Origin of the sequence: Pseudomonas fluorescens, assembly GCF_002837185.1 — a bacterium.
Taxonomy (GTDB): domain Bacteria; phylum Pseudomonadota; class Gammaproteobacteria; order Pseudomonadales; family Pseudomonadaceae; genus Aquipseudomonas; species Aquipseudomonas fluorescens_AM.
Genome location: NZ_KZ477991.1, coordinates 1 through 21,269, shown reverse-complemented (window position 1 = coordinate 21,269; position 21,269 = coordinate 1). Strand labels below are relative to the sequence as shown.

22 protein-coding genes are annotated in these 21,269 nt (G+C 55.7%); 13 read left to right on the top strand and 9 right to left on the bottom strand.

The window, feature by feature from the left end; translation table 11 throughout:
- Positions 1–28: 28 nt before the first annotated feature.
- The 5 genes from CIB54_RS08545 to CIB54_RS08530 all read right to left on the bottom strand — a co-directional run bounded on the left by CIB54_RS08545 (position 29) and on the right by CIB54_RS08530 (position 4,504).
- Positions 29–1,183 (bottom strand): MFS transporter, encoded by a 1,155-nt coding sequence (locus CIB54_RS08545; RefSeq protein WP_101219506.1) that lies wholly within the window; start codon positions 1,181–1,183, stop codon positions 29–31.
- 63 nt (positions 1,184–1,246) lie between these two features.
- Positions 1,247–1,795, bottom strand: a complete 549-nt coding sequence (locus CIB54_RS27265; RefSeq protein ID WP_157829698.1) for a hypothetical protein — start codon at positions 1,793–1,795, stop codon at positions 1,247–1,249.
- A complete protein-coding gene (locus CIB54_RS08540) occupies positions 1,796–2,575 on the bottom strand; it encodes a nucleotidyltransferase family protein (protein WP_101219504.1) in 780 nt (259 codons plus the stop codon).
- 56 nt (positions 2,576–2,631) lie between these two features.
- Positions 2,632–3,930 (bottom strand): FAD-dependent oxidoreductase, encoded by a 1,299-nt coding sequence (locus tag CIB54_RS08535; protein WP_101219502.1) that lies wholly within the window; start codon positions 3,928–3,930, stop codon positions 2,632–2,634.
- A gap of 136 nt (positions 3,931–4,066) precedes the next feature.
- On the bottom strand, positions 4,067–4,504 hold the full coding sequence (locus tag CIB54_RS08530; protein ID WP_101219500.1) for a hypothetical protein: 438 nt from the start codon (positions 4,502–4,504) through the stop codon (positions 4,067–4,069).
- Between the two features lie 406 nt (positions 4,505–4,910).
- On the opposite strand from CIB54_RS08530, the gene CIB54_RS08525 reads away from it, so the two are divergent.
- On the top strand, positions 4,911–5,189 hold the full coding sequence (locus CIB54_RS08525; protein ID WP_157829697.1) for a c-type cytochrome: 279 nt from the start codon (positions 4,911–4,913) through the stop codon (positions 5,187–5,189).
- Between the two features lie 45 nt (positions 5,190–5,234).
- Here CIB54_RS08525 and CIB54_RS08520 read toward each other — a convergent pair whose 3' ends face one another.
- On the bottom strand, positions 5,235–5,552 hold the full coding sequence (locus tag CIB54_RS08520) for a Rieske (2Fe-2S) protein (RefSeq protein WP_083218017.1): 318 nt from the start codon (positions 5,550–5,552) through the stop codon (positions 5,235–5,237).
- A gap of 196 nt (positions 5,553–5,748) precedes the next feature.
- On the opposite strand from CIB54_RS08520, the gene CIB54_RS08515 reads away from it, so the two are divergent.
- From CIB54_RS08515 to CIB54_RS08505, 3 genes are read left to right on the top strand one after another with little or no spacing between them, the layout of a single operon-like run.
- Positions 5,749–6,627 carry a heme/hemin ABC transporter substrate-binding protein gene (locus CIB54_RS08515; RefSeq protein ID WP_101219498.1) on the top strand — a complete coding sequence of 293 codons (879 nt, stop codon included), beginning with the start codon at positions 5,749–5,751 and terminating at the stop codon, positions 6,625–6,627.
- Positions 6,628–6,677: 50 nt separating this feature from the next.
- Positions 6,678–7,661, top strand: coding sequence for a FecCD family ABC transporter permease (locus tag CIB54_RS08510; RefSeq protein WP_198557189.1), 984 nt, complete (start codon positions 6,678–6,680; stop codon positions 7,659–7,661).
- Positions 7,661–8,428 carry a heme ABC transporter ATP-binding protein gene (locus CIB54_RS08505; protein ID WP_101219494.1) on the top strand — a complete coding sequence of 256 codons (768 nt, stop codon included), beginning with the start codon at positions 7,661–7,663 and terminating at the stop codon, positions 8,426–8,428. The genes CIB54_RS08510 and CIB54_RS08505 overlap by 1 nt, the downstream gene beginning before the upstream one ends.
- A 215-nt stretch (positions 8,429–8,643) precedes the next feature.
- Here the strand turns inward: CIB54_RS08505 and CIB54_RS08500 are convergent, their stop codons facing one another.
- From CIB54_RS08500 to CIB54_RS08490, 3 genes are all read right to left on the bottom strand, one after another.
- Complete coding sequence (locus tag CIB54_RS08500; protein ID WP_065952206.1) at positions 8,644–8,916, bottom strand: TfoX/Sxy family protein; 273 nt, start codon at positions 8,914–8,916, stop codon at positions 8,644–8,646.
- A 195-nt stretch (positions 8,917–9,111) separates the two neighbouring features.
- Complete coding sequence (locus CIB54_RS08495) at positions 9,112–9,456, bottom strand: pentapeptide repeat-containing protein (protein ID WP_065952207.1); 345 nt, start codon at positions 9,454–9,456, stop codon at positions 9,112–9,114.
- A 92-nt stretch (positions 9,457–9,548) separates the two neighbouring features.
- Positions 9,549–11,105 carry a bifunctional aminoglycoside phosphotransferase/ATP-binding protein gene (locus CIB54_RS08490; RefSeq protein WP_101219492.1) on the bottom strand — a complete coding sequence of 519 codons (1,557 nt, stop codon included), beginning with the start codon at positions 11,103–11,105 and terminating at the stop codon, positions 9,549–9,551.
- Between the two features lie 118 nt (positions 11,106–11,223).
- On the opposite strand from CIB54_RS08490, the gene mrcB reads away from it, so the two are divergent.
- From mrcB to msrQ, 9 genes are all read left to right on the top strand, one after another.
- Positions 11,224–13,548: a penicillin-binding protein 1B gene (gene mrcB, locus CIB54_RS08485; RefSeq protein ID WP_065952209.1), complete on the top strand. Its 2,325-nt coding sequence runs from the start codon at positions 11,224–11,226 to the stop codon at positions 13,546–13,548.
- Positions 13,549–13,564: 16 nt separating this feature from the next.
- Positions 13,565–14,299, top strand: coding sequence for a tetratricopeptide repeat protein (locus CIB54_RS08480; RefSeq protein ID WP_065952210.1), 735 nt, complete (start codon positions 13,565–13,567; stop codon positions 14,297–14,299).
- Positions 14,299–14,628 (top strand): YqcC family protein, encoded by a 330-nt coding sequence (locus CIB54_RS08475; RefSeq protein WP_065892292.1) that lies wholly within the window; start codon positions 14,299–14,301, stop codon positions 14,626–14,628. Before CIB54_RS08480 ends, CIB54_RS08475 begins: the two co-directional genes overlap by 1 nt.
- 431 nt (positions 14,629–15,059) lie before the next feature.
- Entirely contained in the window at positions 15,060–16,784 is a 1,725-nt protein-coding gene (locus tag CIB54_RS08470) for an acetolactate synthase 3 large subunit (RefSeq protein ID WP_065884006.1), read from the top strand.
- A gap of 2 nt (positions 16,785–16,786) precedes the next feature.
- Complete coding sequence (ilvN, locus tag CIB54_RS08465) at positions 16,787–17,278, top strand: acetolactate synthase small subunit (protein ID WP_003176102.1); 492 nt, start codon at positions 16,787–16,789, stop codon at positions 17,276–17,278.
- A 46-nt stretch (positions 17,279–17,324) separates the two neighbouring features.
- The gene (gene ilvC / locus CIB54_RS08460; protein WP_003176099.1) at positions 17,325–18,341 is read left to right on the top strand and encodes a ketol-acid reductoisomerase; all 1,017 of its coding nucleotides are present in this window, start codon (positions 17,325–17,327) and stop codon (positions 18,339–18,341) included.
- A gap of 146 nt (positions 18,342–18,487) precedes the next feature.
- Complete coding sequence (pssA, locus tag CIB54_RS08455; protein ID WP_065952211.1) at positions 18,488–19,345, top strand: CDP-diacylglycerol--serine O-phosphatidyltransferase; 858 nt, start codon at positions 18,488–18,490, stop codon at positions 19,343–19,345.
- 63 nt (positions 19,346–19,408) lie between these two features.
- Positions 19,409–20,422, top strand: coding sequence for a protein-methionine-sulfoxide reductase catalytic subunit MsrP (gene msrP / locus CIB54_RS08450; RefSeq protein ID WP_101219490.1), 1,014 nt, complete (start codon positions 19,409–19,411; stop codon positions 20,420–20,422).
- Positions 20,422–21,042 (top strand): protein-methionine-sulfoxide reductase heme-binding subunit MsrQ, encoded by a 621-nt coding sequence (msrQ, locus tag CIB54_RS08445; RefSeq protein WP_065952213.1) that lies wholly within the window; start codon positions 20,422–20,424, stop codon positions 21,040–21,042. Before msrP ends, msrQ begins: the two co-directional genes overlap by 1 nt.
- Positions 21,043–21,269 lie beyond the last annotated feature (227 nt).

The following is a 21,269-nucleotide window of genomic DNA, read 5'->3' as shown; positions in this document are numbered from 1 at the left end:
TTTTAGTTGAAACGACATCAATGTCTTCCTAGATGCCAGGCCTTGCATAATCGAGTGAATTGTTTAAGCGTAGATGATGGAGAACTCTAAAGAGAAGCAACGCTACGACGCTGCATGTCGCGAAAGATAAAGGCGTTCCGCCAAACTCATACAGTAGAGGCCCCGCGAAGTAACCGATGGTGACTCCTGCAAACGTATACAGTCCACGCGTGCCATTTGCTTTAGCGGTCAAACCATGAGGGATCATGCGCTGAAACTGGTTATGAGACCTAAGGAACATAATTTGAAATGAGAATCCGATGATAAAGGAAAGCGTGTTTACCACCACGAACGACGTCGTATAAATAAAAGCCGATTCAGCGACAACTATGCTGATGATTAGCAGCTCGTATCGGTTGAAGCGATGATTGAAAAAGCGCTCGAACATACTATTGGCAATAATTAAGCCGATGACTTGCGAGAACAAAATGGTTGAGTAAAGTTGAGTGGGATTAATTGATATGCTTTGGCAATATCTGAGTAGTATGCTTAGAAATAGTCCTGACAATAGCATGCCGATAAAGATAAAGTGGTGAGCCGACGTCATCGCGCAACCTGTGATGGTTGCGGGTTTAACTGAGGTAGAATGTTTTGAGTGAGGCGCGACCGACGACGTACAGCTGCTTAAAATAACGGAACTTATGAGCAGGCAAAAGGCAAGGTGCAGATAGTTGTCAGCCGCCGTCACGGCCAGGAGTAATGGCGCCAGTGCCATCGCTAGCGTTATGGATAACTGCATGCGAGTATGTGCGTGGGATAATTTGGATTTATCTACTTCGAGGTTTATGGTTGAAAGTCGTTTAAAGTTTATTATGCGAAGAATAGCGCCGATGTTGAATGTCAACAGACAGCCCCAAATGAGCGCTTCGTTACGGTTGAACAAGAAGAACGATACAGATGCAATGAGCGTAAATAAACCAATCAAGCAAAGAAAACGTTTTTGACTAAAACTGTCTATACAGGGGGCAATGGCCACGCCTATGAAAACAGTCGATGCGGACATGGCACTTAGAAATAACGACATTTCTAACCCGGAAAGATCCAAATGGTTAACAATGAGCGGTATTGAGGCTTGGGTGAACCGCTCAGTGAGCGAAATTACAAAGCAAAGCAGTATGATGATCTGGTTTTTGGTACGCTTCACTGCCTTTCCTTTTGATTATGTCCGCCGCTGGGTTTTCCAATAATGAGCTACAGTTATCGACCGTTAAGGCGATCCAGTTGATCGGGAAACGCCCATGTCTAAAGAATTCGCGCGGTAAAGGCACCACACCATTGTTGGAGTAAATTGGGATTTAATATAAAGTTCATCGAGTGCTTGATCAAATGTCCAGCTGCTCGTCAACGCCGAGGCTACCTCTCCTTTTTTGTAGAGTTGATAGGCATGGATTTTCGATTGAGTGTATTTAATTTCTTTGTATGAGTTCAGGTCGGCTATTAGTGAGCACGTTGACGGGTGTAGTGCAATCGAGTCATAAGACTTGTGCAATAACGCCATAGGCAGTGTTTTTTCAAACCAGACGCTTTGTAGTTCGAATGAATCCAAGTATTCGAAGTGAAAATCTACCCACGAAAATTGTTTACCGTCGCGGTATTCTCTAAATCCCGCCGGCACTAATAACCTCGTCTTGCATTTTTTTGCATGTTCAATCGCTGCATGAAAGGTCGAGTGTAAAGATACAGTGGATCCAGTACTCGCAGCTTGTGTGTGTGAATCGGTTCCGATAGGGCCGAGGGTCGTTATTATATCGATCATTCAATGGGCTCTTAAAAATAAGCTTTCTGGTTTACTTAACTTGTTGTTTTCCAAAAATACGGCTTGGATTATCTTGTCGGCCTGCTGGTCTTCACTTGAGAAATAGAGGGCTGTCGAATCAAGGAAAGTCGCACTTTCAGTTATAAGCCTGTGCTGTGTAATTAAGTTTTTTAGATGCTGTGCGACAGATTCCAACTGATCATCTGGCAGGTCTCGGTTGACAATGTGTTCGACAAGGGCAGTGCTTACCTCGGGAAAGCGGTGAGGTATCAATTCGTGTTCGAATACGAAACGTCGTCGTTCTGGATATTCAGATAGATAGAGTAGTTTTAAACAGGTGATACAAATTTTGCTATAAAGCCTGCGTGCGACGTGTGCTGTTGAGTTCGTTAATTGAGCATTGTAGTACGCCAGAGGTTGTGTCTGGTACGCCAGGAATTCATCTGCCCGGTGTCCACTAAAGTCAGGTTTCTGCAAGAGAAGACCATTGTCTCCGAACCAATCAAGCTCCATGGAAAGGATTGCGTTTGAAGGGTGCTTTAAAGCTTCGCTGCTCATCAATATCAGCGAACTGCACTTCTCGTAGGCGTTCTTACAACACAAGGTTTGCGGTATATCTTTAGGGTCTATGAGGCAAAGTACATCAATGTCTGATGTGTAGTCATGTCGAGAGGTATTCTTGCGTGCCTCGCCTCTGGCTGTTGATCCAGTTAGCGCGAGCGTATAAACGATATCCTTGTCTGTTAGACGACTTAAAAAGTCTTCTTCGATGAAATTCATGAGTTAACATCCGTTTCTATGAGCGTTCTTTGTGTCGTCACTTCAGTTGTCAATCGCTAGCCAAAAGCACCGCTGGCCATGCTGTTAAACATGGCATAGGCGGATTGCACTTCACTCACATACTGTGTTTTCGGGGCGTCGAGAGGTGTAATATTTGTTGAAATAACATCAATTTTATTTGTTTGCGGATTTTGTTGATAACTCACTGTTACCGAAATCGCGTAATGCGTGCCACAGAGGCTGAAGCAGACATTCATATACTCTGGTGTCATGAGAGGCAATTGATTGAACAGCGAATACACGGCCAGCGCACACACCCGTGCTTGACACGCGGCCGCGAATGCCGATTTTGGCAAGCTGTGAGCGTCTGCTGCGTCGCCAATAACATGAACGTTCGCAACCTTCAAAGACTCGAATGTCTGTGTATTTACCGGGCACCAACCGTTCTCGCCAGTCAGGCCGTTTGCAGCGGTGAAAAGGTCGGCTTTTTGTCTCGGAATAATATTGATGACATCGCCCTTGAAAGCCCCTGCCTGGCACACAAGTTCCCGCGTGTCCGGCCTCAATTCTGTAACCGTTCCGCCCTGTTGGGCGCCGATCCAGGTAATGATGCTTTCTGCGGTCCCGTACCCATACAACTGCTTCCAAGCCAATTCGAACTGGGCTTGCTTGGGAAACCTCTCTTTGGAGTCGAGGAAGATAATCTTTGAGTTTGGCTTATGCGCGATAAGGTATTCGGCGATCTGACTCACTCGCTCATACGGCCCCGGTGGACACCTGTATTCTGTGTTGGGAGCCGACATCAGAACCGTACCGCCGTCCGGCATTTCTTCCAGTTGTTTTTTCAGGGCACTCAACTGGTCTTTCCCTTTCCAGGCGTGTGGAAAAACATCAGCAAGCCCTTCGCTATGACCCTTAATATGGTCAAAATCAAAGTCGATACCAGCAGCCACAATGCATCGATCGTACCGGTGGGTGGTGTTTGGTGTTTTTACTATTTTTTGAGTAGCATCAATTGTCAGCGCACGCTCATGCACGACATTTATCCCTTCAGATACGAGCTTTTTATAGTCGAACGTCAAGGTCTCTTCATTACGTTTTCCTGTCAGGCACTCCGCACTGAGCGGGCCCGAGAAGTATTCCGTATACTCTTCAATTAATGTTATTACAGTGTTGGGTATGAGACGTTTTAGCGTGCGAGCGAATGTGGCACCTGCAAACCCCCCACCCACCACTACAACTTTATAAACTTTTGCCTGTGACATCTTAATTGAAGGGCCTGCCGCTGCGTCTAGTGCAGCTATTCCGGCGCCCGTGATCAACCATTTAATGAGAGTTCTACGATCATCTATCATTGTATCTTCCGAATTCACACGTACTGCCTGACGCCTGCTTGCGTATGCCAAGCGGTACACTAAAAACCCAATCGGATTTAGTGCCCTTAACAGGCCTTGGCAGCAAGCTCTCTATGAAGATGGAACAAGAAAGAAGTTATTTAACTACGTCTGCAAAGTAAGATTGCGAGTTTTGAAGATATATTTTAGGGATGTTCAGGTCGCCGTACTTTTCTGAGTGCTTGCCTACATAAGCGCCCCGGTTTTCTTGTGGACCAAATGCTTGGAAGGTTTTTTCGTAGGCCGCTCTATCTTTGAGTATTGTGATATGAATGAGCGGCTCACCTAATTTTGTAGGAATTAGGTTAATGGACTCAGTCGTTTTTTTGTCACTGCTGCCATGCGCTTTGAAGTTCGCCGCTTGCTCTTTAGTGAAAGATTCAAGAAATTCCTGCTCCATGCCTTTGGGAGGATTGAACACTATCACTACAGCTTTCTGCGGCGCTAAGGCAGCCTTGGCATCCTCTGCCATGGCTTGGGTAGCACTGATGCTCAGTGCGATTGATATCATAGACAGCGCTATGCAGCGTTTCATGAAATTCCTTTTCCACTTTTCTGTGATTCGATGGTTGGTGCGTAACCCCATTAATGCGTTAGTTGTGCGGGATTACACGAGTCGATAGTTAAGGCCACAGGATTCATAATCGGCAAGTTGTAATATGTTTCAAAGTGTTTATTTGTACAAATCTATCTTTTTTGTACATAGGGTGTTTGACTGTCAATGCGTAGGGTTCGCTATTAGTACCGTTGTGGCTGATTTGTTTTTAAGTGAATATCGTCCTTGACCTTTCGAGACTTCGCACTATAAATTAATAAGCAGTCGGTTGGCGCGCCATGTAGTTATAGTGCCAAGGGCCGTGGATTTCGCTGTTTGTAGTATTAATGGTTTAATCAATATACAAGGGTGTAATGGAGTGGTATTGAATCGAGGATTGATGTTTATGCTGTTTTTTCTCTGCGCGACTACGGCGGCAGCGGAAGAAAACGTCATCGGAATCATGGCGAGCAATGGGTGCGTTAATTGTCATGGGTATGAGGGGCGAGGCGGGGCTATTGGTACTATTCCTTCGTTACAAGGGCGCTCAAAGGAATTTCTCCGTACTGCGATGCAAGCTTACAAGCACAACGTATCGCACGGTACGGTAATGAACCGAGTCATGAAGGATATGGATGACAGGAAGATTGAAGTGTTGGCGGAGTACTTCAGTGGCATAAAGTAAATGATCGCCCGTGTTCAATAGCTTGTTTAATAATATCCGCTGACGCTAAACCTGTACCCATAAGCCATTCTCATCTTCCGTGCTGGGCAATGTGATTAGACGTTGGCCAGCACAGGGACCGGAAACGCATTCGCCAGTTTCTATCAAAAATAGTGCACCGTGGGTTGCACACTGGATCAAGCTGGCGCTTTTGTCGAGAAATTGATCGGGTTCCCATTCCAGTGATACGCGGCGATGTGGGCAGCGATTGACGTAAAAGTAGGCAGTACCCTCCCGGCGTACGGCAAACAGCTTTTGGCCATCAATTTCGAAACCGCGGCTGGCATTTTGCGCGAGCGCATCGGATGGGCAAACAAACTTCATATTTAGCCTATTTTACTAGCGGGTCGGGCCTTACAGCTGCTCGTTCCGAAGCATGTCGCTTGACGTGAAAATGCAAACAATTATCAAATGCCGCTTCGCCCGTCAGCTGGTCGGGTGCTCATTACGATGCCGGACAGGCTGTATCTGTCACATTGATGAGTGCATGAGCGGCTCTGTCTTGAAAGGAAACCCTGTTATGCGCCTGAGTGCCAGCGTTATTGCGCTTGTTGCCGGATTGCTGGTCAGCCACGCGGCCCAAGCCCTGGAGCTGCCGCAACGCTGGGTCAGCGCCGGTGGCGCGTTATCGGAGTGGGTGACGGCATTGGGGGCGGAATCGAAAATGGTCGGCGTGGACACGACAAGTCAGCATCCGGCGTCACTCAAGGCATTGCCAAGCATCGGTTATCAGCGCCAATTGTCGGCCGAGGGCATTCTCAGCCTGCGCCCGCAGCTGCTGGTGGGTACCGAGGAGATGGGGCCACCGCCGGTGCTGGCGCAAATCCGCAGCGCCGGGGTGCAGGTTGAGATGTTCTCGGCACAGCCGGATTTAGCGAGCCTGAAAACCAACCTGTCGCATTTGGGTAAGCTGCTGGACAGCGAGGTCAAGGCCAACCAATTGTTCAGCGGCTATGAGCAAGCCCTGGACCGGCAGAAAGCCTGGGTGGCCAAGGCGCAGTTGACGCAAAAAGCACCGGGCGTGTTGCTGTTGCTCGGGCACGCCGGCGGCAAGCCGTTGATCGCCGGTAAGGACACCGCCGCTGACTGGATCGTGCAGCAGGCCGGCGGCCATAACCTGGCGACTCACACCGGTTACAAGCTGTTCTCGGTGGAGTCGCTGGCCGGGTTGAGTCCTGATGTGCTGGTATTTGCTGATCGAGCATTGAGCGGTGAGGCAGCCCGTGCAGCGCTGTTCAAGGAAAATCCTATCCTCGCGTCCACCCCGGCGGCCAAGAGCGGCCGAGTGTTTGAGTTGGACCCGACGCTGCTGGTGGGCGGGCTTGGGCCACGCTTGCCGCAAAGCCTGACGCAGTTGTCGGCTGGCTTTTACCCGTCCAGCGCGCAACCCGCCCCATGACGACGTTGGTTAAACCGAAAACGCTGTTTATCGGGCTGGCGCTGTTGTGTCTGGTGGCGATCTGGCTCTCATTGGCCCTGGGCCCGGTCAGCCTGCCGTTGTTCGACACACTCAGGGCCGCATTGCGATTGATGGGGATGCCGATCGATGCCCCGGGGCTTGAGCAGGCAGAGTTGATCCTAGGGCAGATTCGTTTGCCGCGCACGTTATTGGGCCTGGCTGTCGGGGGTGTGCTCGCCTTGTCGGGCGTGGCGATGCAGGGGTTGTTTCGTAACCCGCTGGCTGATCCTGGCCTGGTCGGCGTGTCCAGTGGCGCGGCATTGGGGGCTGCGGTGGCCATTGTCGCAGGCTCGTTTTTTGGCGGGTTACCGGACGCAGTCGGGCCGTATCTATTATCGATCTGCGCGTTTCTGGGAGGCTTGGGCGTCACCGCGCTGGTTTATCGATTGGGACGGCGCAATGGCCAGACCAACGTCGCGACGATGCTGCTCGCCGGTATTGCGCTGACGGCGCTCGCCGGTTCCACAGTCGGGCTGTTTACCTACCTGGCAGACGACGCCACCTTGCGCACCCTGACGTTCTGGAACCTGGGCAGCCTCAACGGTGCCAGCTATTCGCGATTATGGCCGTTGCTGCTGGTCAGTGCGGGCGTGGCGCTGTGGTTACCGCGTCGAGCGAAGGCGTTGAATGCGCTGTTGCTGGGTGAATCCGAGGCCAGCCATCTGGGCATTGATGTTGAAAAGCTCAAGCGTGAACTGGTGTTTTGTACGGCGCTGGGCGTTGGCGCAGCGGTGGCTGCGGCCGGCATGATCGGCTTTGTCGGATTGGTGGTGCCGCATCTGGTGCGGTTGCTGGCAGGGCCGGATCACCGAGTGTTGCTGCCGGCGTCGGTGCTGGCGGGCGCGAGTTTGCTGCTGTTTGCGGATCTGGTGGCACGCTTGGCGTTGGCGCCGGCGGAATTACCGATCGGTATCGTTACCGCGTTCATTGGCGCACCATTTTTTCTCTATTTGTTGTTGCGAGGGCGCGCCTGATGCTGCGGGTGGAAGCGTTGCAGATCCGTCGCGCAGGCAAGACCGTGTTGGCGGATGTGACCCTGGACCTGCTGCCGGGCGAAGTGCTCGGCGTATTGGGTCCCAATGGTGCGGGTAAAAGTACCTTGTTGAATGCGCTGTGCGGTGAATTGTTGCCTGATCAGGGCAAGGTCTGGCTGGGTCAGCAGGAATTGAAGAATTTGAGCGGCGCGCAACGCGCCCAACGCCTGGCAGTCTTACCCCAGACCTCAACCCTGGATTTTGCATTCCGTGTCGAGGAGGTTGTAGGCATGGGACGTTTGCCCCATCAGACCGGTCGGGTACGAGATGAGGACATTATCAACGCAGCACTGCATGCGGCAGATGTGGGACACCTGAGCGGTCGCAGTTACCTGGCCTTGTCGGGTGGGGAGCGACAACGGGTGCACCTGGCCCGAGTATTGGCGCAATTATGGCCGGGCGAGGCGGGGCAGACGTTGTTGCTGGATGAGCCGACATCGATGCTCGATCCGTTGCATCAGCATACGACGTTACAGGCCATCCGCAGCTTTGCCGATCGTGGCGCAGCGGTGCTGGTGATCCTGCATGACCTGAATCTGGCGGCGCGATACTGTGATCGTATTCTGTTGCTGGAGGACGGGCGCCCGCATGCCCTCGACACGCCGACACAGGTGCTGCGGCCCGAGCCGCTCAAGGCGGTGTTTGGTCTGGATGTGTTGGTGCAGTCGCATCCGGAACGTGGTCATCCGTTGATCATCGCGCGCTGAGCCCAGCGTTCTCCAGGCAAAAAAAGACCCGGCAAGAGCCGGGTCAAATAACCGTGATTAGCCTGATGAGGAGATAATCTGAGAGTCCGAACCAATGGTCTTTCAGTTATCGGCTGATCTCGCGACCAGTTGTGATAATCATAACGATTCTCATTTGAGAGTCAACAGTTGTTTTATCCATTCCCGTATTTTTCTCCACGCACCCGTCCGCGGACCTAAATCTTCTTGTGCGTCGAGAGTGCATCGAACTGACGGTTCAACGCCTCTTTGCGCTCCGTGGGAATGTCGTTCCAATGCACATCCATCAATGCGCCTTCAATGGCATACAGCAGTACTTTCGATGCTCGGAACCCGCGAGTTCGCACGGCGCGGTAAGCATCGACCGCCCCCAGACGACGTAAGTCGGATGCGCTGTGGATGCCCACCGCATGCAGCCACTGCGCCGACGTCTTGCCAAGATTTTTCAGGTGCTGCAGCTCATCGTTCATCAAGCCTCCTTGCGACAGCCGAAGGGTGCGGTGGGTATCGTGACCAGGCAAGCCTGAAAATGAGTGTAGCGCTCAGTAGGAAAAGCGTGATTCTTTGGACGGGAACGGCTCAAAAGCTTATAAGAACGCCGCTGCATCTCAGGCAGGGTAAAGCGCCCGGCGCGACTTGCGCAGCCGGGAGCCGAAGTCTTGAGGTTATTTGGTGCGGTAACGCAGGCGGGTGCCGAAATTGACCGACATCAGAATCTCGTCAGCCGTCAGTTCGGGAGAGAAGTAAGTGCCTGAAATCTGCGCATGGGCCAGGCTGGCGCCTTCCAATGAGCAGTCACGTAAGTCCAGCCCGCGCAGGTCGGCGGAGCGGAAGTAGGCGTCGGTAAAGTCGATACCTGCGGTGTTCAGTTCGCGCAGGTCCAGCCCTCGGAAGTCGCCGCCACGCATGTCGATAACCCCGTCGTCGGGGCGTTCCTGATTGAAGCCGCGGATGTCGTCCTTGTGCAGGAGCGCGTAGAGCGGGGTATCAAGAAGCTTGGGCTGACTCATGATGACGACTCCTGTTGGTATTATGGCGCCATTATAGTGCCACTATTGCTGGGCCGTGCGCCAAAGTAGGCGACACGACCAAGAAATATTTCTTACAGGCCGGGCAAGCGATGACGAATGTGCGCAACCAACGCATCGAGTGTCCCGCTTTCGTTGGTCTCGACGCGCTTGCTCAACAGCAGCTCCTGCGCTGCCAGCGGGTCACGATTGGCTTGCTGCTGTTCTATAACCACCAACGTTGCGTCGGACGGATCGCTTTTATCTGCCTGACGTTGTGCCAGCCAGCTGGCGATGACGGCCTGGGGCGCATTGCAATCCAGAATCAGGAACGGCGCCCCGGTGGCTTCGGCAACCCGGGCTGCCGCGTCGCGTTGTTCGCGCTTGAGGAAGGTGGCATCCAGCACCACCGGGAAACCGGCGCGAAGCACGGTGTCGGCAATTTCGTTCAACCGCGTGTACGTTGCAGCACTGGCGTCATGGCTATAGATGCCGGCCTGCGGTGTATTTTCCACGTGCTGCTCGCCAAACAGGCGCTTGCGCTCCACGTCCGACCGCAGGCGAACAGCGCCCAAGGCCTCGACCAGGCGCATGGCGACGTGGCTTTTGCCCACGGCCGAAACACCATGGGTGATTGCCAGGAAGCGCGAGGGAATCGTGCTGTAGCTTTCAGCCAGATTGGCGTAGTTGCGGTACTGGCGCAGGGTGGTGGCGCGTTGCACCGGGTCGGCTTCGCTCGGCATGCTGAACAGCGCAACTTTGGCCCGGACCAGGGCGCGATACGCCTTGTAGAAGTTGAGCAGCTCCAGGCCCTGATAGTCCCCGGTCAGTTCCAGGTACTGGCTGATAAACCGTCGCGCCAGGCATTTCAGGCCGCGGTCTTCCAGGTCCATCGCCAGGAACGCGGTGTCGGCGTACACGTCTGTGAAGCGGAACGGCTCGTTGAACTCGATGCAGTCGAAGATCACCACATGACCGTCGATCAGCGTGGCGTTGCCGAGGTGGATGTCACCATGGCATTCGCGGGTGAATCCATTGAGCTTGCGCTGTTCCAGCAGCGGCTTGAGGCGTTCGAAGCTGCTTTCAGCCCAGGCTTGCAGGGCTTCCAGTTGAGTCAGGTCGGCCTTGTCGCTGAGGAACGGGCGGATCTGTTCAAAGTTTTGGCGTACCGGGGCCATCACTTCATCCGGGGTGCCGGCCGGGTGTTCCTGTGGGACTTTGGGCGCGTTGAGATGGAAGTGCGCAATCTGCCTGGCCATTTCGTCAATGTGCGCGCTGGTGAGTTCGCCGTTGGCTTGCAAGGTGCTCAGCATCTGGCTTTGCGGGAACTGACGCATTTTCAGCGCGTACTCGATTACCGGGCCGTCGCCAGCCAGTTGCGGTGTCTCGGCAGTGCCGGTAATTGGCAACACTTCAAGATACAAATCTTCGGTCAGGCGCTGGTTGAGGCGCAGCTCTTCATTGCAGAAGTGGCCGCGCTTTTCCAGATCGGTGAAGTCCAGGAACCCGAAGTTCATCGGTTTCTTCAGTTTATAAGCGTAAGGACCGGTCAGGATCACCCAGGAAATATGGGTTTCAATGACTTGAAATGCTTCCACCGGATGCGGGTACAACGCCGGGTTTTGCAGGGCTGCGATCAGGGACTGGCTCACGGGCGATCCTTCAAAGTCTGGGAGAAATCATGGCAGGCATTATGGCCGCTACGGGCGGTCGTGCAAACCGCTGTCCGGCTCATGTTGATCATCAATAAAGTGCGTATAATCCGCCGCCATGACTCGAACCCGATCTCCCCGTTCCCGTAAAAAACCTCCTTCGCGCAGTCTGCGCCCGTGGCTGGGCTGGGCGCTCAAGCTCGGCCTGGTTGGCCTTGTGGCGCTCGCCGGCGTTGCGGTGTATCTCGACGCCGTGGTCCAGGAGAAGTTCTCCGGCAAGCGCTGGACCATTCCGGCCAAGGTGTATGCACGCCCGCTGGAATTGTTCGCCGGGCAGAAACTGAGCAAGGAAGACTTCCTCACCGAACTCGATGCGCTGGGCTATCGACGCGAGCCCGTGAGCAACGGTCCGGGCGCGGCGGCGGTCAGCGGCAATACCGTCGACTTGAACACCCGTGGCTTCCAATTCTACGAAGGCCTGGAAAAAGCCCAGCCGGTACGCGTGCGCTTTTCCGGCGATTATGTGGCCGAGCTGTCGTCGCTCAACGGCGCCAAGCTGCCGGTGGTACGTCTCGAACCGCTGATGATTGGCGGCATCTACCCGAAGAACCTTGAAGATCGCATCCTGATCAAGCTTGATCAGGCGCCTGCGTATTTGCTGGAAACCCTGGTCGCTGTCGAAGACCGCGATTTCTACAGCCACTGGGGCGTTTCGCCGAAGTCGATTGCCCGCGCAGTCTGGGTCAACACCTCCGGCGGCAAGATGACCCAGGGCGGCAGCACGCTCACCCAGCAGTTGGTGAAGAACTTCTACCTGACCAACGAGCGCAGCCTGACGCGCAAGCTCACCGAAGCCATGATGGCCATGCTCCTGGAGTTGCATTACAGCAAGCAGGAAATTCTTGAGGCGTACCTCAACGAGGTCTTCGTCGGCCAGGACGGTCAGCGCGCGGTGCATGGGTTCGGTTTGGCCAGCCAGTTTTTCTTCGGGCAGCCGCTGTCCGAATTGAAGTTGCATCAGGTGGCCTTGCTGGTGGGGATGGTGAAGGGGCCGTCCTATTACAACCCGCGTCGCAACCCGGAACGTGCGCTTGAGCGCCGTAACCTGGTGCTCGATGTTCTGGAACAGCAGGGCGTTGCCACTGCCGAACAGGTCGCCGCCGCGAAGAAAATGCCGCTGGGCGTCACCACCCGCGGCAAGCTGGCGGACAGCTCGTTCCCCGGCTTTATCGACCTGGTCAAACGTCAGTTGCGCGAAGACTACCGCGACGAAGACTTGACCGAGGAAGGCCTGCGCATCTTCACCAGCTTTGACCCCATTCTGCAGATGAAGGCCGAGGCGTCGGTCAATGACACCTTCAAACGCCTGACCGGCCGTAAGGGCTCCGATGAAGTCGAAGCCGCCATGGTCGTGACCAACCCGGAAACCGGTGAAGTCCAGGCCATGATCGGTAGCCGTCAGGCCAGTTTCGCCGGTTTCAACCGTGCGCTGGATGCCGTGCGGCCGATCGGTTCGCTGGTCAAACCGGCGGTTTACCTGACCGCCCTGGAGAAGCCGAGCAAGTACACGCTCACCAGTTGGCTGTCGGACGATCCGCTGTCGATCAAAGGCGCCGATGGTCAAGTGTGGACACCGAAGAACTTCGACCGCCGCTCCCACGGCACCGTGTTTCTGTACCAGGGGCTGGCGCATTCCTACAACATTTCGACGTCGCGCCTGGGGCTCGAAGTCGGTGTACCGAATGTGTTGAAGACGCTGGCGCGATTGGGCATCGAACGAGAGTTCCCGGCGTTCCCGTCGATGCTTCTGGGGGCGGCAGCCATGAGTCCGATGGAAGTGGCCACCATGTACCAGACCCTGGCCAACGGTGGGTTCAATACTCCGATGCGCGGTATTCGCAGCGTGCTGACCGCCGAGGGCGAGCCGCTCAAGCGCTACCCGTTCCAGATCCAGCAGCGTTTCGATGCGGGCTCCATCTACCTGATCCAGAACGCCATGCAGCGCGTGATGCGTGAAGGCACCGGGCGCTCGGTCTACAGCGTGCTGCCGTCGAACCTGACGCTGGCGGGCAAGACCGGCACCAGTAACGACTCGCGTGACAGTTGGTTCGCAGGTTTTGGCCAGGACGTACTGGCCGTGGTGTGGCTGGGCCGTGACGATAATGGCAAGACGCCGTTCACCGGTGCGACCGGTGCGCTGCAGGTCTGGACCAGCTTCATGCGCAAGGCTGACCCGTTGCCACTGAACATGCCGCAGCCGGACAATATCGTGCAGGCCTGGATTGATCCGCACACAGGCCAGGGTTCCGATGCCAACTGCCCGGGGGCGGTGCAGATGCCGTATATTCGCGGCAGCGAGCCACCACCCGGTGCCGCCTGCGGGGGCAGTGCCCCGGCTGATGCGGAGTCGGTGATGGATTGGGTCAAGGGCTGGATGAATTAAGCAAAGAGGGTTTCAAGTGAACAAGTTGTGGATTCCAGCGATTACAGTTCTGGCTTTGCTCGGCGGTTGCTCCAGCGTGCAACGCGGCTCTATTCCGGTCGTGGACGCGAGTACGGGCGTCTCCAATAGCGAGCGGATTTCGGCCAAGGGCGGGTTTCGTCAAACCGTGACCAACCGTCCGGCACAGGCCAAGCCGCAGGCAATGCCGCAGGACTCGGGCGTGGTGGTCATGGTGCCTGGCAGTGGTGCTGCTACCGCAGCACCGATCAGCGCCGAACCCTGGACCCCGGGGCCAAGCACTTCGGGGCCGGTCGACTCCACGCCGATCCAGACGGCGCCAGTCAACCAGGGCACCTACACGACGCCGTCGACGCCGAGCGGCATTCCTTCGTCATCCAGCGCGGGCGGCCTGTCCGCTGACGAGCAACTGGACGGCCCGGTATTGGCGCTGCTCACCACCGCCCAGCAACAGCAGGCCGGTGGTGACCTCAATGGCGCTTCGTCGAGCCTGGAGCGTGCCCAGCGCGTTGCGCCTCGCGAGCCGCAAGTGCTTTATCGCCTGGCCCAGGTGCGCATGGCCCAGGGTGATGCGCCGCAAGCCGAGCAGTTTGCACGCCGTGGTTTGAGCATGGCCAACGGTCGTCCGGACCTGCAAGCCAGCCTGTGGGCGTTGATCGGCGACGCGCGTGCCGCCCAGGGGGACGCTGCCGGCGCTGCCCAGGCTCGGGCGAAAGCCAAGGTCAACCTCTGATGGATGAACGTTTTCCGGCGATTGCCGAACAGTTGTTGCTGATCGAGCGAGAGCTGCGCGTGCAGGGCTGGTGGGATGAGGTGTCCCCCAGCGCCGAAGCGCTCGGCAGCGTCGAACCGTTTTCGGTCGATACATTGGATTTTCATCAATGGCTGCAATGGATTTTCCTGGTCCGTATGAAGCAGATCCTCGAACAGGACCTGCCTTTGCCCAATGCTTCCGGGATTCTGGAGATGGCCGAGATGGTCTACGCCGACCGTCCTCGGGAGAGCCTCGGCTTGCGCAATGCGCTGAAAAAGTTCGACCAATTGATCGCTGACGCTCGTTAATTGCCTGACTGCCGGTTTTTCCGGCAGTCTTGCGCATATTTCTACCGCTTGACGACATTCAGGCGAGTTTTATCCCTCCTCAAAGCCCTTTCTTCTACGTTCTCATGCGCTTAGTTGGAAAAAAGCGCAATTATTGCTTGACTTGAAGGGCCTGAAACAGAAGAATCCAAAGTCCGCTGTATCGGGACTGCCAGAAGCAGGCCCGCTCAGCAGATCATGAGGCGCACATCCGCGCCGACCTGTAACACCCGCAACGCGTTACCTCGCGCTGGGTGGGAAAAGCCCGCAACACTTGGGACGATCCCAATACTTGCTCAGTCAGTGCTGACGTAGTCGGCGACCACCGTCGCTCATGCTCTGTTGAGAAGTAAACCTATTAAGACCCGTCGGTTTTTAACGGACGGTATTCTGGCGTTTTAGAGGTGAACAACGTGGAGCTTTTATCTGGCGGTGAGATGCTCGTCCGCTTTTTGCGTGACGAAGGCGTCGACTATATCTACGGGTACCCAGGTGGTGCTCTGCTGCATGTCTACGACGCACTGTTCAAGGAACCGGCTGTTACCCACATCCTGGTTCGCCACGAACAGGCCGCGACCCATATGGCTGACGGCTACGCCCGTGCCACCGGTAAAGCCGGTGTGGTACTGGTAACGTCCGGCCCAGGCGCAACCAATGCCATAACCGGCATCGCGACTGCTTATATGGACTCCATTCCGATGGTGATCATTTCCGGCCAGGTCGCCAGCACCATGGTCGGCACCGACGCGTTCCAGGAAACCGACATGATCGGTATCTCCCGGCCGATCGTGAAACACAGCTTCATGATCAAGCACGCGTCGGAAATTCCGGAAGTCATGAAAAAGGCGTTCTACCTCGCACAATCCGGTCGCCCGGGTCCTGTCGTGGTGGATATTCCCAAGGACATGACCAACCCGGCCGAGAAATTCGAATACATTTTCCCAAAGAAAGCCAAGCTGCGCTCCTACAGCCCGGCTGTGCGCGGGCACTCGGGGCAAATCCGCAAGGCGGCTGAAATGCTCCTGGCGGCCAAGCGCCCTGTGCTGTACTCCGGTGGTGGCGTGATTCTGGGGGGCGGTTCCGCACCGCTGACCGAATTGGCCAAGCTGCTCAACCTGCCGGTGACCAATACCTTGATGGGCCTCGGCGCATTCCCGGGTTCGGACCGTCAGTTCGTCGGCATGCTCGGCATGCACGGCAGCTACACCGCCAACCTGACCATGCACCACGCCGATGTGATCCTGGCCGTGGGCGCACGGTTCGATGACCGCGTGATCAACGGTGCGAGCAAGTTTTGCCCGAATGCCAAGATCATCCATATCGACATCGACCCGGCGTCCATTTCCAAGACCATCAAGGCGGACGTGCCGATCGTGGGTCCTGTTGAAAGCGTCCTGACTGAAATGGTCGCTGCGCTCAAGGACATCGGCGAAACACCGAACAAGGAGTCCGTTGCGAGCTGGTGGAAGCAGATCGACGAATGGCGCGGCGACCGCGGCCTGTTCCCTTACGACAAGGGCGACGGCAGCATCATCAAGCCACAAACCGTGATCGAGACCCTGTGCGAAGTGACCAAGGGCGATGCCTTTGTGACCTCCGACGTGGGCCAGCACCAGATGTTCGCCGCGCAGTACTACACCTTCGACAAGCCTAACCGTTGGATCAACTCCGGTGGCCTGGGCACGATGGGCTTCGGTTTCCCTGCGGCCATGGGGGTGAAGCTGAGCTTTCCGGAGGCTGACGTTGCCTGTGTCACCGGTGAAGGCAGTATCCAGATGAATATCCAGGAACTGTCGACGTGCCTGCAGTACGGTCTTCCCGTGAAGATCGTCTGCCTGAACAACGGCGTACTGGGCATGGTTCGTCAGTGGCAGGACATGAGCTATGGCAGCCGTCACTCCCATTCCTACATGGAATCGTTGCCGGATTTCGTCAAATTGGTTGAAGCCTACGGCCACGTCGGCATGCGCATCACCGATTTGAAAGATCTGAAGCCGAAGATGGAAGAGGCGTTCGCCATGAAGGACCGCCTGGTGTTCATCGATATTCAGGTGGATACCAGCGAGCACGTCTACCCGATGCAGATCAAAGACGGCTCTATGCGCGACATGTGGCTGAACAAGACGGAGCGTACTTAATCATGCGGCACATTATCTCCCTGCTTCTGGAGAACGAGCCCGGCGCTCTGTCTCGTGTTGTCGGCCTGTTTTCGCAACGCAACTACAACATCGAAAGCCTGACCGTGGCCCCAACCGAAGACCCGACCCTGTCGCGGCTGACGTTGACCACCGTGGGCCACGATGAGGTGATCGAGCAGATCACCAAGAACCTCAACAAGCTGATCGAAGTGGTCAAGCTGGTCGACCTGTCGGAAAGTGCCCACATCGAGCGCGAGCTGATGTTGGTCAAGGTCAAGGCCACGGGCGCCCAGCGTGCCGAGATCAAGCGCACTACCGATATTTATCGCGGGCAGATCGTCGATGTGAGCGCCAGCGTTTATACCGTTCAACTGACCGGTACAAGCGACAAGCTGGACAGCTTCATCCAGTCGATCGGGACGGCCTCGATTCTGGAAACCGTACGCAGTGGTGTCACCGGGATTGCCCGTGGCGACAAAGTACTCAGCATCTAACCCAATTAGCGAATGGCCTTACGGCCTGGATATATAGAGGAACCTCATGAAAGTTTATTACGATAAAGATTGTGACCTGTCGATCATCCAGGGCAAGAAAGTCGCCATCATCGGTTACGGCTCCCAGGGCCATGCTCAAGCGTGCAACCTGAAAGATTCCGGCGTTGACGTTACCGTTGGCCTGCGCAAAGGCTCGGCTACCGTTGCCAAGGCTGAAGCCCACGGCCTGAAAGTGACTGACGTGGCTTCCGCTGTTGCGGCCGCCGACCTGGTCATGATCCTGACCCCGGACGAATTCCAGTCCGCGCTGTACAAGAATGAAATCGAGCCGAACATCAAGAAGGGCGCCACCCTGGCCTTCTCCCACGGCTTCGCGATTCACTACAACCAGGTAGTGCCACGCGCTGACCTCGACGTGATCATGATCGCGCCGAAAGCCCCGGGCCACACCGTGCGTTCCGAGTTCGTCAAAGGCGGCGGTATCCCTGACCTGATCGCGATCTACCAGGACGCTTCGGGCAACGCCAAGAATGTTGCGCTGTCTTACGCTGCCGGTGTTGGCGGCGGTCGTACTGGCATCATCGAAACCACCTTCAAGGACGAGACTGAAACCGACCTGTTCGGCGAACAAGCCGTACTGTGCGGCGGTACCGTCGAGCTGGTGAAAGCCGGTTTCGAAACCCTGGTTGAAGCGGGCTACGCGCCGGAAATGGCCTACTTCGAATGCCTGCACGAACTGAAGCTGATCGTTGACCTCATGTACGAAGGCGGTATCGCCAACATGAACTACTCGATCTCCAACAACGCCGAATACGGCGAGTACGTGACCGGCCCGGAAGTGATCAACGCCGAATCCCGTCAGGCCATGCGCAACGCCCTGAAACGTATTCAGGACGGCGAATACGCCAAAATGTTCATCAGCGAAGGCGCGACCGGCTACCCTTCGATGACCGCCAAGCGTCGTAACAACGCCGCTCACGGTATCGAAGTCATCGGCGAGCAACTGCGCTCCATGATGCCGTGGATCGGTGCCAACAAGATCGTCGACAAAGCCAAGAACTAAGTCGTACGTATCAAGGGAAAACGCGGCTTAGGCCGCGTTTTTTCGTTTGGGTAAGCGGGTTCTGGTATAAAGCTGCATCGTTTGCAGGCGAACACTCGCCGCAAGTATCTGTCGAATTTTTTTCACACCGTTGCAAGGTAAAGTCCATGAGCGAACGTCCCGAAGAGCCAAACCAGGCTTACGACGCCGAAAGCATGCTGCCGATCGATGAACATGTCGAAGAAGGGCATGACGCGGAAGGCCGCAAGGTCCGGCATCGTGGTATCTATCTGCTGCCCAACCTGTTTACGACGGCGAACCTGTTTGCCGGCTTCTATTCCATCATCAACTCGATGAGCGCCCAGAGCGCCTTGGCGGCAGGTGATGCCGCGAGTGCCAGCAAGTACTTCGGTTTCGCTGCCATCGCTATCTTCGTCGCCATGGTGCTTGATGGCCTGGATGGTCGTGTGGCGCGCATGACCAATACCCAAAGCGCCTTCGGTGCCGAGTACGACTCGTTGTCGGACATGGTCGCCTTCGGTGTTGCCCCTGCGTTGCTGGCGTTTGCCTGGGCGTTGGGGGATATGGGTAAGGTCGGCTGGATGGTCGCCTTCATCTATGTTGCAGGTGCGGCGTTGCGTCTTGCGCGCTTCAACACGCAAGTGGGCACTGCCGACAAGCGTTACTTCATTGGCCTGGCCAGTCCCGCTGCCGCGGGCGTGGTGGCGGGTATCGTCTGGGCGTTCAGTGACTACGGCATCCAGGGTTCGAAGATGTCGTTCCTGGTAGCGCTCATGGTTGCTGCGGCCGGCATGTTGATGGTCAGCAACATCAAGTACAACAGCTTCAAGGAACTGGACCTCAAGGGGCGTGTGCCTTTCGTAGCGATTCTCGTTGTGGTGCTGGTGTTTGCGGTGGTGTTCAGCGATCCGCCGCGCATTCTATTGTTGGCCTTCCTGGTCTACGCTGCTTCCGGGCCGATCCAGTACTTGCTGCATCTTCGCCGGGACAAAACATTGCCTTAATGTAATTTCCCCCATACTCCGCAGTCTATTGGTGCATCTGTCCTCCAATGCTGCGGAGTTGCCATGTTAATCAAGATCCCCAAAGCGTCCGATTGCCATGAATCGGATGTCACGCCTGAATCTTTCTACCTCTCTCGCCGCAGCTTGCTCGGTGGCGCGCTTGCCGGTGTTGCCGCCAGCAGTTTGCCCCGTTGGGCCAGTGCTGAGGAGGCGGCACGCTATGCCGATGTCGAGCCGGGCAGGGCGCCTGACTGGTTTGCGCAAAAGCTCCCCGGCACCAAGTGGCAGGCAGTGACCGTCAAAGACGAGGCCATCACGCCGTTCAAGGACGCAACCCACTACAACAACTTCTATGAATTTGGCACGGACAAGGGCGATCCGGCGGCCAATGCCGGTTCACTCAAGACTGAGCCCTGGAGCGTTGTGATTGATGGTGAGGTCGCAAAGCCTGGGCGTTACGCGCTTGAAGACTTCATGAAGCCTTACCAGTTGGAAGAGCGCATCTACCGTCTGCGGTGCGTTGAGGCGTGGTCGATGGTTATTCCCTGGATCGGCTTTCCCATTTCCGCCTTGCTCAAGCAGGTCGAGCCCACTTCCAAGGCGAAGTTCATCCGCTTTGAAACGCTGCAGGATCCGAAAAGCATGCCGGGTCAGCGCTCCAGTTTCGGTTTGATCGACTGGCCTTATATAGAAGGGCTGCGCCTGGACGAGGCGATGAATCCATTGGCGATTCTTGCCGTTGGTATGTACGGGCGAGAGTTGCCTAACCAGAACGGTGCGCCGTTGCGTTTGGTGGTGCCATGGAAGTATGGCTTCAAGAGTGTGAAGTCGATTGTGCGCATCAGTCTCGTCAGCGAGCAGCCTAAAACGACCTGGCAAAGTATTGCTGCGGATGAATATGGCTTCTATGCGAATGTGAACCCGACGGTTGACCATCCTCGCTGGACCCAAGCGCGTGAGCGTCGTCTGCCGAGCGGCCTTTTCAGCCCGAACGTGCGTGAGACCCAGATGTTCAATGGCTACTCGGATGAGGTCGCCTCGTTATATGCGGGTCTCGACCTGCGGAAGAACTATTGATGCGCTATCCGCTCTGGCGCATCGGCGTCTTTATAGCTGTCGCGGTATGGCCGTTGTTCTGGCTATATGAAGCCTGGAGTTTTGCCCTCGGGCCCGACCCTGGGAAAGTGCTGGTGGATCGCCTCGGCCTGGGCACCTTGATTCTCTTGCTGATCACGCTTGGCATGACGCCGCTTCAGAAACTGAGCGGTTGGGCGGGGTGGGTTGCGGTACGCCGGCAACTGGGGTTGTGGTGCTTTGCCTATGTGGTGCTGCATTTGGCGTCTTATTGCGTATTTGTACTTGGGCTTGACTGGTCGCAGCTAGGTGTGGAGTTGCGTAAACGTCCGTACATCATTGTCGGCACGCTGGGGTTTCTGGGCTTGCTGGTTTTGGCTGCGACCTCCAATCGTTATAGCCAGCGACGGTTGGGGAGCCGCTGGAAGAAACTGCATCGCCTGGTGTACGTCATTCTGGGGCTCGGTTTGCTGCATATGCTCTGGATCGTTCGGGCGGATCTGAAAGAATGGGCGATATATGCGGCTATAGGGGCACTGCTCCTGGTGCTGCGTGTGCCACCGGTAATGCGTCGAATCCCGCGTCTTATTACTAAAAAAGCGCCTTCTTCAACAAAAGCGTAATTAAGCCTTGACGGCAGATTCTGTGCGCCTATAATTCGCCCCACTTCCGGCGCAGTCGAAACGGAAAACTCCTTGGTAAACAATGAGTTAAGTAGTTTTCGGCAGCAAGTTGCTTCAGTTCATCGAAGCCAGCAGGAAGTTGAAAAAGAGGTGTTGACAGCAGCGTGTAACGCTGTAGAATTCGCCTCCCGCTTACGAGAGATCGCAAGCGCAAGTGGTTGAAGTTG

Bases quoted from the DNA above. Each gene is read 5' to 3' on its own strand.
- pssA (WP_065952211.1), top strand. From the start codon at position 18,488: ATGAGCGAACGTCCCGAAGAGCCAAACCAGGCTTACGACGCCGAAAGC.
- CIB54_RS08525 (WP_157829697.1), top strand. From the start codon at position 4,911: ATGCTGTTTTTTCTCTGCGCGACTACGGCGGCAGCGGAAGAAAACGTC.
- ilvN (WP_003176102.1), top strand. From the start codon at position 16,787: ATGCGGCACATTATCTCCCTGCTTCTGGAGAACGAGCCCGGCGCTCTG.
- msrQ (WP_065952213.1), top strand. From the start codon at position 20,422: ATGCGCTATCCGCTCTGGCGCATCGGCGTCTTTATAGCTGTCGCGGTA.
- CIB54_RS08475 (WP_065892292.1), top strand. From the start codon at position 14,299: ATGGATGAACGTTTTCCGGCGATTGCCGAACAGTTGTTGCTGATCGAG.
- CIB54_RS08515 (WP_101219498.1), top strand. From the start codon at position 5,749: ATGCGCCTGAGTGCCAGCGTTATTGCGCTTGTTGCCGGATTGCTGGTC.
- ilvC (WP_003176099.1), top strand. From the start codon at position 17,325: ATGAAAGTTTATTACGATAAAGATTGTGACCTGTCGATCATCCAGGGC.
- CIB54_RS08495 (WP_065952207.1), bottom strand. From the start codon at position 9,456: ATGAGTCAGCCCAAGCTTCTTGATACCCCGCTCTACGCGCTCCTGCAC.
- CIB54_RS08540 (WP_101219504.1), bottom strand. From the start codon at position 2,575: ATGAATTTCATCGAAGAAGACTTTTTAAGTCGTCTAACAGACAAGGAT.
- CIB54_RS08520 (WP_083218017.1), bottom strand. From the start codon at position 5,552: ATGAAGTTTGTTTGCCCATCCGATGCGCTCGCGCAAAATGCCAGCCGC.
- msrP (WP_101219490.1), top strand. From the start codon at position 19,409: ATGTTAATCAAGATCCCCAAAGCGTCCGATTGCCATGAATCGGATGTC.
- CIB54_RS08505 (WP_101219494.1), top strand. From the start codon at position 7,661: ATGCTGCGGGTGGAAGCGTTGCAGATCCGTCGCGCAGGCAAGACCGTG.
- CIB54_RS08530 (WP_101219500.1), bottom strand. From the start codon at position 4,504: ATGAAACGCTGCATAGCGCTGTCTATGATATCAATCGCACTGAGCATC.
- mrcB (WP_065952209.1), top strand. From the start codon at position 11,224: ATGACTCGAACCCGATCTCCCCGTTCCCGTAAAAAACCTCCTTCGCGC.
- CIB54_RS08535 (WP_101219502.1), bottom strand. From the start codon at position 3,930: ATGATAGATGATCGTAGAACTCTCATTAAATGGTTGATCACGGGCGCC.
- CIB54_RS27265 (WP_157829698.1), bottom strand. From the start codon at position 1,795: ATGATCGATATAATAACGACCCTCGGCCCTATCGGAACCGATTCACAC.
- CIB54_RS08500 (WP_065952206.1), bottom strand. From the start codon at position 8,916: ATGAACGATGAGCTGCAGCACCTGAAAAATCTTGGCAAGACGTCGGCG.